Source organism: Siphonobacter curvatus, from assembly GCF_002943425.1.
In the GTDB taxonomy this organism is placed as follows: domain Bacteria; phylum Bacteroidota; class Bacteroidia; order Cytophagales; family Spirosomataceae; genus Siphonobacter; species Siphonobacter curvatus.
This window is the reverse complement of the sequence record NZ_PTRA01000001.1, coordinates 3,459,823-3,474,494: the sequence shown is the minus strand read 5'-3', so window position 1 is coordinate 3,474,494 and position 14,672 is coordinate 3,459,823. Positions and strand designations below refer to the sequence as shown.

9 protein-coding genes are annotated in these 14,672 nt (G+C 51.0%); 5 read left to right on the top strand and 4 right to left on the bottom strand.

What is annotated here, in order from left to right; all coding sequences use genetic code 11:
- The first annotated feature begins 64 nt into the window (after nucleotides 1-64).
- The 5 genes from C5O19_RS14405 to C5O19_RS14385 all read left to right on the top strand — a co-directional run bounded on the left by C5O19_RS14405 (nucleotide 65) and on the right by C5O19_RS14385 (nucleotide 10,009).
- Nucleotides 65-2,524 (top strand): TonB-dependent siderophore receptor, encoded by a 2,460-nt coding sequence (locus C5O19_RS14405; RefSeq protein WP_104713363.1) that lies wholly within the window; start codon nucleotides 65-67, stop codon nucleotides 2,522-2,524.
- 398 nt (nucleotides 2,525-2,922) lie between these two features.
- Nucleotides 2,923-3,543 carry an RNA polymerase sigma factor gene (locus C5O19_RS14400; protein WP_104713360.1) on the top strand — a complete coding sequence of 207 codons (621 nt, stop codon included), beginning with the start codon at nucleotides 2,923-2,925 and terminating at the stop codon, nucleotides 3,541-3,543.
- An 85-nt stretch (nucleotides 3,544-3,628) separates the two neighbouring features.
- Nucleotides 3,629-4,687 (top strand): FecR family protein, encoded by a 1,059-nt coding sequence (locus C5O19_RS14395; protein WP_104713358.1) that lies wholly within the window; start codon nucleotides 3,629-3,631, stop codon nucleotides 4,685-4,687.
- A 293-nt stretch (nucleotides 4,688-4,980) separates the two neighbouring features.
- Nucleotides 4,981-8,325: a SusC/RagA family TonB-linked outer membrane protein gene (locus tag C5O19_RS14390; RefSeq protein ID WP_165796023.1), complete on the top strand. Its 3,345-nt coding sequence runs from the start codon at nucleotides 4,981-4,983 to the stop codon at nucleotides 8,323-8,325.
- 10 nt (nucleotides 8,326-8,335) lie between these two features.
- Nucleotides 8,336-10,009: a RagB/SusD family nutrient uptake outer membrane protein gene (locus tag C5O19_RS14385; RefSeq protein ID WP_104713353.1), complete on the top strand. Its 1,674-nt coding sequence runs from the start codon at nucleotides 8,336-8,338 to the stop codon at nucleotides 10,007-10,009.
- 81 nt (nucleotides 10,010-10,090) lie between these two features.
- Here the strand turns inward: C5O19_RS14385 and C5O19_RS14380 are convergent, their stop codons facing one another.
- The 4 genes from C5O19_RS14380 to C5O19_RS14365 all read right to left on the bottom strand — a co-directional run bounded on the left by C5O19_RS14380 (nucleotide 10,091) and on the right by C5O19_RS14365 (nucleotide 14,652).
- Entirely contained in the window at nucleotides 10,091-11,248 is a 1,158-nt protein-coding gene (locus tag C5O19_RS14380) for a zinc-dependent alcohol dehydrogenase (RefSeq protein ID WP_104713350.1), read from the bottom strand.
- Between the two features lie 134 nt (nucleotides 11,249-11,382).
- Nucleotides 11,383-12,963, bottom strand: coding sequence for a hypothetical protein (locus C5O19_RS14375; RefSeq protein WP_133163369.1), 1,581 nt, complete (start codon nucleotides 12,961-12,963; stop codon nucleotides 11,383-11,385).
- Nucleotides 12,956-13,726, bottom strand: a complete 771-nt coding sequence (locus C5O19_RS14370) for a class I SAM-dependent DNA methyltransferase (RefSeq protein ID WP_104713346.1) — start codon at nucleotides 13,724-13,726, stop codon at nucleotides 12,956-12,958. The genes C5O19_RS14375 and C5O19_RS14370 overlap by 8 nt, the downstream gene beginning before the upstream one ends.
- Nucleotides 13,723-14,652, bottom strand: coding sequence for a glycosyltransferase family 2 protein (locus tag C5O19_RS14365; RefSeq protein ID WP_104713343.1), 930 nt, complete (start codon nucleotides 14,650-14,652; stop codon nucleotides 13,723-13,725). Before C5O19_RS14365 ends, C5O19_RS14370 begins: the two co-directional genes overlap by 4 nt.
- Between the last annotated feature and the right edge of the window lie 20 nt (nucleotides 14,653-14,672).

Here is a 14,672-nt window from a genome sequence, read left to right as displayed (position 1 = left end):
TTTTTGATCAGTAGTCTATCCGTTGTTAACATTCCCTTGTCCTTTCAAGCCTACCTAATCTCCCATGATGAAACGTTTTATTTCGCTTGTCTTTTTCCTGCTGATGGCTCAGCTTGTTTGGGCTCAGATCGGAAGTCTGGAAGGAAAAGTAACTTCCGAAACCGGTGAACCACTACCCGCCGCCAACCTCATGCTGGAAGGTACCCGCTACGGGGTGTCCAGCGACGAATCCGGGAATTTCCGAATCCTGCAAATTCCGACGGGTTCCTATCAGTTAAAAGTTTCCAGCATCGGTTACAAGACGGTATACCGAAAAATCACGATCCGCGAAAACCACACCCAGAAACTGAATCTGACCCTGGTATCCACTACGGGCGAGCTGGAAGTAGTGGAAGTATTCGGTGCTCGGGGTAAGCAACCCGAAAAACTCGAAGCCATTACACGTTTACCGCTCAAACCCAGCGATCAGATTCAGAGTATTTCGGTGATTTCCGATAAACTCATTGAACAGCAGGGAGCCTTGACGGTCATCGAAGGCGTCCGCAACGTACCCGGCGTTTATACCTATTCGACCTACGGGGGCGTGAAGGAAAGTATTTCTTCGCGGGGCTTCCGAGGCATTCCTACGCTGAAAAACGGCGTTCGGGTTATGACGGATTTCCGCGGGATGGGCTATCCAACCGATATGCAGGGCGTCGAAAACATTCAGGTGATGAAAGGTTCGGCGGCTCTGACGCAGGGACTGGGTCAGTCCTCTGGCCAGGCTACGGATCTGGGGGCTCCCGGTGGAATCGTAAACGTGGTGACGAAAACGCCGAAGTTCGTCAATGAAGGTTCAATATCGCTTCGCGGCGGAAGCTGGGGCTTGTTCCGCCCCACGTTCGACGTACAGGGCTTACTGGGTGATTCAAAGAAAGTAGCGTTCCGGATTGATGGGGCCTACCAGACGGGCGGAAAATTCCGCAAGGGCATGGAGTACGAATCCTTCTATATCAATCCCTCGCTGGCGATTCGTCCCGATGATAAAACCCAGATCACGCTGGAAATGGATTTCTACAACGTGAATCAGACCATCGATGCGGGTACGGTGAACCTCTCGGTCGGTAACGTCGCCAACGAAATTTACGACATTCCCAACAACCGGATGCTGGGCTTCAACTCCGACATTTCGACGGTGAAACACAGCACCTACACGGCCAGCTTCAAACGGTATCTGGACACGGACAATAAGTTATACGTTCGTGGAGCCGTGTACCGCTCGGTTTTCGATGCCGACGCCATCCGTACTTCACTGACTGCTCTGGCCAGGAAAAAAGATACAAACGATGTACAGGTGAACCTGTATCGCCGTTCGATCAGCCACAACCAGCCGCGTCTGGACAAAAACACGGTGATTCAGTTTGATCTGGTGGGGGATCAAATCGAGACGGGAGCGATTCGTCATACCTTCATGATCGGAGCCGATTACAAACTCACCGATCTGACCGAGTCTGCCTATAATACGATCAATATTCCCGGTATCATCAACGTTTTCGATCCCGCAACGATCTCCAATACGCTGCCTTACGGGACGGCTAATTTTACGAAAACGGGTGAAACACTCAGTAAAACCACCAACATGGGTCTGACGGCTCAGGACGTTATCTCGGTAACCGACTGGCTGAAAGCCTTCGTGGGCATTCGTTATAGCACCAATCAAAGTACATCTCCGCTGAATTCCGCCTTTACCCGCACGCACTTCTGGAATCCGCTGGGTGGAATCATGGTAACGGTGAAAAAAGGACTGAATCTGTTTGCTTCGTACACCAACAGTACCCGGCCGGAAAACGTAAGCCAGGTCGATGAAAACGGCAATACGTTCGGCAACAGCTTTGTCAACCAGATTGAAGCCGGGATCAAATCCGACTGGCTGAATAACCGCTTACGCTTTAACCTGACGCTGTATCGGATCGAGCAGAAAAACCTGATCGAACAGCTCTACGACGTCAACAATGCACCCATTCAGGTCAATGGCCGGAATGTCTACCGGGCCAGTGGCGATGATCGCCGTCAAGGGGTAGAGGTAGAGCTGACGGGCCGTATCCTGGAAAACCTCGAAGCGATTGTCGGGTACTCCATGATCGACGCTCAGTATCGCAACACCGTCGTAAACGTAGAAGGCTCAGCTCCCAACAACACGCCGAAACATACCTTCAACGGTTGGCTAAACTACACCGTCAACCGGGGTTCATTGAAAAACCTGAACGTAGGTCTGGGCGTATACTACCTCGGCGAACGTCCCTACAACGACTGGACGCAAGTGGGCTACCTCACGCACGGACTCGATACGAGCAAGGAACCCTGGTACAACAAAGCGTATACGCTGGTAAACGCTCAGCTGGGCTACCAGATCAATCAGCAGTGGGGTTTACGCGTACTGGCCAATAACCTCTTCGGAACGGTTGGCTACGATGCGTACCGTACCTCGTTCATCGACCGGATTCAGCCGCGTAATTTCTCGGGTATACTTACGTATCGATTCTAGTTATTTTCTTACGAATACTGATCAATAGCAATGCCAGCCCAAAAGGCTGGCATTGCTATTGATCTATACTTTTATACACCGTAAAAACCATACAAACACTAAAAAAGGCTCTTGAAAAACCTATAAACTTCGTATAAATTCCTAAATTCCGAATTCTGGATCTGTTTGAACTGTTTTTAAAGGGCACCTACTTTCTCTATCTTTACAAATAGTATGCGTATTTTAACCGAATGCTTTGCCAATTTTTTAAATAAAAGCAAGGGGTTAATTGGTTTGATAATAATTTTTCGCAGAAATTTACAATACTTTAATTCTCTAAGCCTGAGTATTTCTTTCGAAAAAGGATTGATTGCCCCGAGGAGTCGCCCGTAGCAACCAAAACATACGTTTCTCTTTTTATGAAAAAGTCTTCCGCTATACCACCGGATGAATCTTTACTGGCTCAGCTTTGGGTCCGTTTCAAAGATGGCGAGGGTGAAGCTTTTGATCTGCTGGTTGAGAGACGTTACCGGATTCTTTTCAACTACGCTACCCGGTTTACGAAAGAGCGGGAGCTGATTCAGGACTGCATTCAGGATTTATTTCTGGAGTTGTGGGACCGGCGGGCGTACCTGGTAGAAACCCCCTGCGTTACAATTTATCTATTAAAAGCTTTACGCAATAACCTCCTGCGGGATCTGCGGAATCGAAACCGACTCGATGATCGTACGGACTTGGCTGATACAGACCTTGACTACTCGGATGGACTCAATATCGAGCGGGAATGGATCAGTGACGAGCTGTCATTGGAAAATGAACGTAACCTGCGACAAGCCATCGAGCAATTACCTAAGCGTCTACAGGAAGTCATTTTCCTGAAATTTTACGAAGGCCTCGATAATGAAGAGATCGCTCAGATCATGGGAATCGAGCGGCAATCGGCGGCCAATACCCTACACCGGGCCTTGTATCAGCTAAAAAATCAGATTCCTATGTTGGTGAGAATCATGCTCTTACCTTTTTTTACTTCGTTTGCTTAAAAAAAGTTAATCCATTTTGAGTAAGGTCGGCTAGTCTTGTACTATTTCCTTATAAAACGGGGTTTTACCTAGCCTGCTGCTCGTTATGGTTGATTATGTACACTATCAAATTGAAGATTTTATCGGAGATGAGGCCTTTCGTCGATGGGTACTAAAACCGACCGTAGCGGATACGATTTTCTGGGAGAACTGGCTGCAATCGCATCCGCAGCGAGCTGACCGGATCTGGGCGGCCCGGCAATTCGTCGAAGCCCTACAGGAAGCTCAGGAAAACCTTTCCGATAGCGATTTCGAACAACAGATAAACCGGATTACTGATGCTCGTCTATCCCGTGAAGCCCAAACCGTACCTACTCAACCTCATTTTTGGAAGAAAATTCGCGTAGCCGCTGCCGTCGTACTGGTCGTGGGTATGGGAAGCCTGTTTTATTACGTTTATCAGCCCTCGTTTCGTACGACCCACGTTGAAGCGACGAAGACGACGGAGTTGCGTACAATTACCAATCGCACTTCGTCGCCTCAGTTGCTGACGCTGATGGATGGCAGCCGGGTTAAACTCGAACCCGGCAGTCAGGTCCGGTTCCCAAAAACGTTCGATGAAAAGCAACGTAACGTTTATCTGGAAGGAGAGGCCTTCTTTGAAGTAACCCGTAATCCGGAGCAACCATTCGTGGTGTACGCTCACGAACTGGTGGCTAAAGTATTGGGTACCAGCTTTACCATTCGTTCGTTCGAAAAAAACGTACAAGTCGTGGTACGAACCGGGAAAGTGGCCGTATTCACCCGAACGACTCAGGAAAAGGCCAAGCCGGTCATTCTGACGCCCAATCAGCAAGTTGTATTCACGGAAAAGAAACCCGAATTAAAGCGAACCCTGGTAGAGGCTCCGCAACCGACGCCAGAGGCCCTAGGCCAAACGCTTTCATTTGATCGTACCCCCTTACCTCAGGTCTTTGATCAGCTACAAAAAACCTATCAAATACCGATAACGTATAATCGTACCGTTTTCTCCGAATGCCAGCTGACCGCCGAGCTAGGCCAGGAACCACTCTTTGAAAAACTGGACATGATTTGCCGAACCGTAAACGCCCATTACGAAGTTAGAGACGGCCAGATTTTCATTCAGGGAAAGAAGTGCCAGTAACATTTGAATGATCCAAAAGAGTACAGGCCGCTGCCGTCGTATACCATCCTTTTTCACTCACTTAACCATGACTCTATGCCACTGTAATACATCCACAAAACTTACCCTCTAACTACAAAAAAGGGCGAAAGATGTACCACCATCTTCCGCCCGAAAAGTCCCAAATCTTTGCTCAGATCTACTCCGACCTTACCGGCCGGAAACGGGGCTTGCTATACCAATTTTTTTCAAACCAGTACAACCACAAATCTATGAAAAACAATAGGAAACCGAATAAGATTTTACTCAGAATCATGCGTTTATCTATATGTCAGTTTCTATTAGTAATTCTGGGTACGACATTGGCCGCCGCGTTTGATGGCAACGGACAGGAACTACTAAATAAACGAATCACCCTGAACATTAGTAATGAAGAAGTTAGTACGGCCCTTAGACAGATCGGCAAGCAGGCGGCGGTACAATTTATGTACAGTCCGCAGGTTATTCAGGCCACCCGAAAGGTGAGCTTACAGGCTCAGAACGAGCGGCTTTTCCATATTCTGGAAACGCTTTTCGGGAATGCTTCGCAGATTCGGTACAAGGTGAAAGGGTCCACCATCATTCTGCACATGGCCCAGGAGGAAGCCCTGACTACGGAAGAAAACAGTGTACTACTGGCGGCCAATAGCGTACAGGACCTGACCATCACCGGAACCGTAACCGACGAAACCAACACCGGCATGCCGGGCGTAAACGTGGCCATCAAAAACACGAACCGGGGCATTACTACCGATGCCAGCGGTAACTACGCCATCAACGTACCCGACCGCGAAGCAGTGCTTGTCTTTAGTTACATTGGATACGAAAAGCAGGAATGGCCCGTTACGGGTCGTTCGAAACTCAACGTACAGCTCAAGCCGAATAGCAACAGTCTTAATGAAGTGGTCGTCGTAGCCTACGGTCAGCAGAAAAAAGCGACCGTTACGGGTGCCGTCGCTTCGATCGGTACGAAAGAGCTGGTACAGAGCCCCGTATCCAACCTGACTAACGCTCTGGCGGGCCGTTTGCCGGGCTTGATTACGACCCAACGCAGCGGCGAACCCGGCGTGGATGGTAGTACGCTATACATCCGCGGCGTAAATACGCTTAACAACGCCACGCCGATTGTGATGGTGGATGGGGTCGAACGGAGCATGGATTACCTCGACCCGAACGACATTGAAAGTCTGACTATTTTGAAGGATGCCGCAGCTACCGCCGTGCTCGGGATGCGGGGTGCCAACGGAGCTGTCCTCGTGACTACAAAGCGAGGCAGCTCCGGAGCTCCGCAGGTGAGTTTTCGTTCGTCCATCGGGGTACAGGAGGCGACTCGTTTGCCCAAGTACCTGGGTTCGTACGACTACGCAACGCTGTACAACGAAGCCCTACGAAATGACGGTCAGCAGCCCGCCTTTACCGACCAGCAACTGGAAGGGTACCGCAACGGTAGTTTGCCCAACACGGATTTCTACAAGTTTCTGATGCAGCCCTCCCGCGTGGCCCAGGCTAACCTGAACGTGAGCGGGGGAGGCAGTACAGCCCGGTATTTTATCTCGGCGGGGTATAACTTTCAGGAAGGAAATTACCGGCATACCAAGGAAAACCAGGAGGGCTATAACGGTAATAATATCATGAAACGCTACAACCTACGGGCCAATGTAGACGTGGATATTACCTCCACGCTGTCGGCCCGGCTGGATCTAGCGGGGATTCTCACGGACCGTACTGACGGAAACAACTCGGCCGGAGATATCATGAACCTGGCTAACCGAATGCCGCCCATTTACCCGATCTTCAATCCGGACGGATCGATGTTTGGCAACGGTACGTTTACGCAGAATATCTACGGAGAACTCTCACAGAAAGGTTACCGCCACTGGTATAACAACACGGTACAAGGGACCTTTGCTTTGACCCGAAAACTTGATTTTATTACGAAAAACCTCAGTGCAAAGGCTTCGTTCTCGTATGACAATACCAATACGCCCAACTCTTCGTTCACGCGTAGTTACGCTCTGTTTGAGCCGATTTACAATGCTCAGGGACAGATCACCAGCTACAAGCAGTTTGGTCAGGACACGCGGATCGATCCAAACGGTAGCTTTGGTGGCGGCGATGCCGTACGGAATACCTACTTCGAGGCTACGTTAAACTGGAACCGTCAATTTAAAGATCATGACCTGACGGGCATGTTACTCTGGAATCGCCGCTTGCAGGAGTACCGATCGCAGATTCCGTACGCCTATCAATCGCTTCTCTTCCGGGGAACGTACAACTACAAGCAGAAGTACCTGCTGGAAGTGAGTGCTTCCTATCAGGGTTCGGAGAACTTCCCCCGCGAGAGCCGCTACGGTTTATTCCCGTCTATTTCGGGGGGCTGGGTAATTTCCGAGGAAGGTTTCCTCAAAGAACACCTGCGGGCGGATGATTTTCTGAAAATCCGGGCTTCTTACGGCGAAGTAGGGAATGATCGTTCCAGCGGGGATCGATACCCATCGGCAGCTCAGCGTTTTCTCTGGTTTACCTCCTGGGGTGGTGGTGGCGATGGCGATGCGTACTACTTCGGTACGAATGCCGCCCGGGCCAACGGCTGGTTTCAGCAGGCCATCGGAAACCCCGGCGTAACCTGGGAACGCGGTCGGCAACTGGACGTAGGGCTTGAAACCCGCTTTTGGGGTGGTCGTCTGGGTTTTACACTCGATTTGTTCCGTCAGCGGCGTAGCAATATTCTCATCAGCCGGAGTACGCTTTCCGACGTGTTTGGTCAGGATATTAAAGCCCAGAACATCGGTATCGTCGATAACAAAGGTTTTGAGTTTGAGCTGACCCACGACAATAAAATCGGTCGGGTGCATTACTTCATTAAGCCCAACGTCACCTTCGCCCGCAACAAAATTGTGTATCAGGATGAAGTGGCCCGGCCGTATCCCTGGATGCGACGCACGGGACGCCCCGTGGGTACGAAATTCGGTCTGATTGCCGAGGGTTTCTTCCAGAATGAAGAAGATGTGAAAAGCAGCCCCTTCCAAAACTTTTCAACCTATGGCCCCGGTGATTTGAAGTACCGTAAGTTGACGGGCGACGAGTACGACCGCGTCCAGACCAGCTTCGATGAAACGGCCATTGGCTACGCCCGCACGCCCGAAATCATCTTCGGTAGCTCCATTGGCGTGGATTACGAGGGCTTCGATGTGTCAGTATTGTTGCAGGGAGCAGCTCACACCGACGTTATGCTCAACAATGAAGCCGTGTATGAATTCTTCCAGAGTGGAAAAGTAAAACCCTTCCACCTGGGTCGCTGGACCCCTGAAACGGCAGCAACGGCTACGTATCCCCGCTTACACGCTTCTACCAACGGTAACAACCACCGGGGTTCCACGTTCTGGATCCGAAGTGCGGATTATCTACGCATCAAAAACCTGGAAGTGGGCTACCGACTGCCTAAAAAATGGCTGGCACCTATTGGGCTTTCGTACTTCCGGGTGTACGTCAATGGGATGAACCTGTATACCTGGGATAAACTCAAGGATTTTCAGGTGGATCCTGAAATTGGTGATGGTAACGGAGCCATGTACCCCATTCAAAAAATCTGGAACCTCGGTATTGATTTAAGATTCTAAGCCTACTTCTATGAAACATACGCGTATTCTTGCTTTATTTCTGGCTCTGCAACTGGCCACGGGTTGTAAGAGCGACTTTCTGGACCGGGCCGCTGTAACCCAGCAACAGGACGAAGATATTTTCACCAGCTTCGTCATGACCGATCAGGTCGTCAATAACCTCTACCGTCGCATTCGCGGGCCGTATACGTACCTAGGTGGGTATTCGATGTCTTCGGGCACCGACGAATCCAAGGACGCTTCGACCTGGATGGGCTCTATGAGTTTCAACAATGGCTCCTGGTCTGGTAACAATAACCCGATCGGTAATACCTGGCGGGAAAACTACGTAGCCATTCGGCAGGCTAATACATTGCTGGAGGGGATTGAAAAGTACAAAACACCGGATGATGCCAATAATCCCGGCTTTTTGCAAAACCGGATCGGTGAAGTATACTTCCTGCGGGCTTACTATCTGGCGGATCTGATGCGTCAGTTTGGGGGCGTACTGATCGTGAATCGGGTACTGGAACAGACGGACATGGAAGGTCTGAACCAACCCCGCAGTTCGTACGATGCCTGTTTGCAGCAGGTGCTGGCCGACTGTGATGAAGCCTATAAACGCGTGGCGGCTACGTATCCTTCCAATCAGGTCGGGCGGGTAACCAAAGGGACCTGTCTGGCCCTGAAAGCCCGGATGCTGTTGTACTCGGCGAGTCCATTGTGGGCCATTGCCGGAAAGACGGGTTTCCGACCCGATATCAGCAGTAATGCAACCGCTTCGGATCCGGAAAAGTGGAAAAAAGCCGCCGATGCCGCCAAGGCCGTCATTGACCTCAATTATACGCTGGAACCTACGCTAAAGGATCGGCAGGAGATGTACAAAAGCCGTACGTTGCAGAGTAACGAAGTAATTTGGGTACGGATGCGGGAATCCAATCAGGATTACGACCGCTATCTGTTCCCATACGGCAGCAATGGCTGGTCGGGGGCATCGCCCACGCAAAACCTGGTGGATGATTACGAAATGGCGAATGGATTACCCATCAGTGATCCGACCTCCGGCTACGACCCAGCTCGCCCTTACGAGAACCGCGAACCTCGTTTCTATTCCGACATTACGTACAACGGCTCAACCTGGAAAGGACGTAAAATTGAAACCTACGCGGGCGGAAAAGATGAGCAAAGTACCGCAACCGATCGCACCCGAACGGGGTATAGCAACCGCAAACTGGCTGATGAAAACATCACCGTTGGGCAGGGGCAGGGCCGGGATGTACACGGTATTATTTTCCGTCTGGCCGAATTTTACCTGAACTACGCCGAGGCTCTAAATGAGTACGATCCAGGAAACGCCGATATTTTGAAATACGTAAATCTGATCCGCAAACGGGCGGGAGCGAAGGAATTGGCTACCGGACTCACGCAGGCCCAGATGCGGCAACGCATCCGCAATGAACGACGGATTGAGCTGGCTTTCGAGAATCACCGTTTCTGGGATGTACGCCGCTGGAAAATTGCGGAAAACACCGAGAAAACTATTTACGGCATGAAACCCGTCGTGGACGCTAATGCTCCGGGTGGATTCCGGTACGAACGATTTAAGGTAGAAGATCGTCTCTGGCGAAATGCCATGTACGTGCTACCAATTACCACCGACGAAACCCTGCGAAATCCGAATCTGGTGCAGAACGAAGGCTGGTAACCCAAAAGTTAACCTTCAATGTATCGAAAGGGCCGGTAGCGTACTGCTATCGGCCCTTGTTAGGTATGCCACTGGAAACGCTTAGGGCTTTAGTACCACTTTCACGCAATCATCTTCTTTGTTTTTGAAGATGTCATACGCGTGGGAGGCTTCCGAAAGCGGCAGGACGTGCGAGATAATGTCGTCCAGTACGACGCGATCCTGTTCCACCAGCTGGAATAATTCATCGATGTAATTTTGTACCGGAGCCTGACCAAATCGCATGGAAAGCCCTTTATCAACCAGACTGTGAATCGGGAAATTATCGTAAGGCGTACCATATACACCGACTACCGAAACAATGCCGCCCCGCCGTACGGCCTTGATGCAAAGTTCGATAACTTTAATGGAACCCTTCTCGAAGTTGATCACCGCTTTCATTTTATCGAGGAACGAACGCTCGGCCTCAACCCCCACGGCATCTACGCAAACGTCGGCTCCCCGGCCATTGGTCATTTGGCGGATAGCTTCTACAACGTCTACTTCGTGCGGATTAAGCGTCTCGACTTTGTTTACTTTCTTGGCCCGTTCGAGTCGGTAATTCACCGGATCGATCGCAATCACCCGGCCCGCTCCCCGAATCCAGGCGGCTTTTTGAGCCATGAGCCCTACCGGACCCGAACCGAAAATGGCTACGGTTTCGCCCCCCTTCAGATTTCCCCAGTCAATGGCCGACCAGCCCGTAGGGAAAATATCCGTAAGGAATAAAACCTGCTCGTCCCGCAGCAGATCGGGGACTTTTCGCAGGCCGTAATCGGCGAAAGGCACGCGGACGTACTCCGCCTGACCCCCGGGATAACCGCCATACAAATCCGTGTACCCAAATAAGGCACCGCCGCGACCTTCCATCAGGCCGCCTTCGGGACCGTAATGTTCGGGATTGGAATTTTCGCAGTGGGGTTGCAGGCCGTGATTACAGAAATAGCAGTGACCGCAGGCAATGGGAAAGGGAACTACGACGCGATCGCCTTTTTTCAGGTTACTAACGCCCGAGCCTACTTCCTCAATAATACCCATAAACTCGTGACCCATGATCTGATCTTTGAGTTGCGGGAAAAATCCATCGTAAATATGCAGATCCGAGCCACAAATGGCCGTTGAAGTGACTTTGATGATGGCATCGCGGGGATGCTCAATGACGGGATCATCGACGTTATCGACACTGATATCGCCGACTTTGTGAAACACAGCAGCTTTCATGAAGAAGTGTTTAGAGTGAATGACGTATGGGTTGTTGAAGGGTAAACGATCCTTCAAAAGAACGTACCAGTCTAAAAACAAAACTTCCCGAACGAATGAACCTTCGGGAAGCGGAATGAAAGAGCCGTTGAAATCTAGGGATGCAGGCGTTTGTACAGCCGTACCCCTTCGATGTCCTGAATCAGTCGGTAATGCGAAGCAATGTACCGGGCCACTTCGGGGGTGGCTTCGTGCCGTTCGGCGGTAGTACCGTAAAAAGTAAGAGCCGTACCACAGACGTCCACGAAAATCGCTGGTTGGTTTTCTTCCAAATCGTGAATGAAATCTTTGACCCGAACCTCGTGCAGCGGACTGGGCCAGAAAATACCAATGGTATACGGATACCGATAACCCATGGGCCGTTGAGCGTACACGTACAGGCGATCGAACCAACCCCAGAGTACCATCCGTTCTTCGGGTTTACTATTCGCCCGAATGACCGAAGCCACACGTTGGGTCAGTGGTTCATTCGCCGTAGGCTGTACCGGTCCGCGTTGATTGAGATTATAACCCGCCTGAAATCCAGCGGCCAGTAAGACGATGCTCAGTACCGTTTTTTGCGTGCGAACGGGTAAATCCCGGGCCCAGATGCCAAGAGCAACAGGTACCAGAAAGGGGATGTACAAGGCATAATGGTGAAAATTATTGCCTGACTGTAACATCGCGTAATAGGTGGTCAGTAGCAGGACCAGAGCCAGCCAGTCGTACGTAGTCTTCGTCTTTCGCAGGAAATGAACGAATAACCCGACCGTTGCGAGCAGGAGACCGGCTGCGTACCACCGCATATCCGGGCTGGCCAGGGTCAGGTACAGGAAACGTACGGGCGTGAAGCGTTCCCAGGTGGTCAGTTTCGAAAACTCGTCCGTATAGCTGTAGTAGAAATAATACAGGAAGTAGTGATTCCAGAACGTTTCCAACTGACCTAAGCCTGCGTAGTACGCCACAAAGCCCAGCGTAGGTAACAAACCGCCAAGACCCAACAGAACCACGGCCATCCACTGGCGGGACCGTAGCCAGGTAAAGCCCGCGAAGGCGGCAATGACCAGTCCCATCGGAGCATTCTGGAATTTGGCGTAAGGCAGTAATCCCAGCAGCAAACCCACCACCAGAGCACCCCAGGTTACCGGGCGTTCGGCCCAGTAAAAAAAGCCCCAAAGAGCCAGAGCCAGTAACCACATACTGGCGACTTCCGAGTTGTAGGCTACGTGGTCGATGTAGCCCGTGGTACCGACAAAGGCCGCCAGTGCCGCCACGAAAATAAAAGCCCGTCCGGATTTCCAGCCGAGGGCTTTGAGTATTCCCGCCAAAGCCACTAGGGTAATGCACCATAAAATCACGCTAAGCCATTCGGCTCCGCCGTAGGTGAGGGGTAGGCCCAGGAGACTTGCCAGCCAGAGGGGAGCAACCGTGAAGGGCCGTCCGTCCGTGTAATTTAACCAGGTCCAGACTGGATCGGAAGCCCGTCGGATGGTGAGCGTACTCGTTAGCCAAGTACTGGTATCTACATTAGGTTCGTACTCTACGATGTTTGAGCTACGACTAAGCAGTACCAGACCGATGAGTACATAAAAAAGCCAGGGAGCATTTTCCGTCCGTTTCTGATTGCCCCAGACGTACAGCAAAACCAGGAACCAGCCGACTAGCAGCAGCATTCGAATCCACACGGGTTCAGCCATGGGTCACTTCCATTACAGTATATACTGAACTACCCAGCGGAGCCAGGGGTAAGAGCGTTTCTTCCAGTTTCATGCACCCATTCAATAACTGGTTAACGGGAGCAGCGGGCAAGTGTACGTCCGAAGACAGCGTTTCTGCATTGACCCAGCCCCGTTTCAGCTGGAAGTTTTGCCAACTCCGAACGACCGCAATAGGAGGAAACAACAGAAAACTCCAATAGCCGCCTTTCCAGACGTGAAAACCCGCCTGCTGAGCGTATGTAGTTAACTCCGACAGTACAAATCGCTTGGATATTTTCAGTGCTACCGCGTGCGTGCCGCCCAGCCAGGAGAAGGCGTTATTGTTAGTAATGAATACACCACCGGGCCGCAGTCGCCGCCGGAATTCCTTCAAAATCTGCACGATCTGCGTATCGTTCAAATAGCAGAATACGTCGTTGCAGATAATGACATCGTACGTTCGGGTTGGGTGATAACTTTCAACCGCCAGCAGGTTATGGAAAGCAACATCAAAGCCGCGATCCCGCGAAAAAGCAACGGCATCTTCGGAAGCGTCGAAGCCTTCCAGATGCTGGTAGCCCTGTTGACGCAGACTTTCGAGCAGTCCGCCCGTGCCACAGCCCGCATCCAGAATAGCCAGGTCTTTTCGTTCCCCGAAGCGTTGGGTAAGGGTATAAGCTACCCGTCGGTGTAGACTTCGATACCACCAAAGCGACTGCTCGGTGGCGTGCATCCGTTCGTATTCCTGACGTTTACCAATCATGAAAAAATTTCTTTCGGAAGGATCGTTTTTTTGACGACGAACTGGGGCAGTCCGTTTTGCGTCATGAATATTTTCCCGATGTATTCGCCCACTAAACCCAGCCCGACGAGTTGAATGCCCCCCAGAAAAATGACCGTCAGCCAGATTAGGTGGTCCGTTTCGGGTAAATGTTTGCTTAAGAACGAAGTCGCCAGTTCGGTTAAACTACCCAGAATGCTTAAAAGAATCAAGACGAATCCCGTGTTTGTAACGAGCCGAATGGGTCGGGGTGAATAGCAGAAGAGAATATTGAGAAACAGGGAAATGAGTTTCCGTAGGGTGTAGCTTGAGCCGCCCTCGCGTTTGTGGTGTTCAACGGCTACTTTGCCCACGTTACGGGTCACGCGGAAAATAAGTCCGTCGAGGTAAGGATACGGTCCTGTATAGCGAATCATCTCCCGTACGACCTCTTGCCGGATCAACTTGAAACTCGACAAGTACAGATCGCGGGGTTTGTCGAGCAGTCGGGTCGTCATCTGATTAACGACCCAACTGCCCGTATTGCGAAAAAGCGAATGCTGCTTGGTCTGGTAATAGGAGTACACGACGTCATACTGACCACGTTCGGCTTCGGCGACGAGCTTGAGAATTTCGGAAGGCGGGTTCTGAAAATCATCGTCGACCATCACGCAGTATCGACCTGTGGCGTAATGCAGGCCACACATGACGGCGTTGAATTCGCCAAAATTGCGGCGAAGTGAAATGAACTTCACTTGCTGAAAACGTTCAGCCAGTTCCGTACAGATGGCTTCCGAACGGTCCGGACTCCCATCGTTCACCAGTACAATTTCCATCCGGTATGTCCGCAGGGTTGACAGAATCCGTTCGACCAGCGGGGCAAGGGTTGTTTCACTTTTATAAACCGGAATGATGACACTGATGTCCATGCGTAGAATTTTCAGTTTTG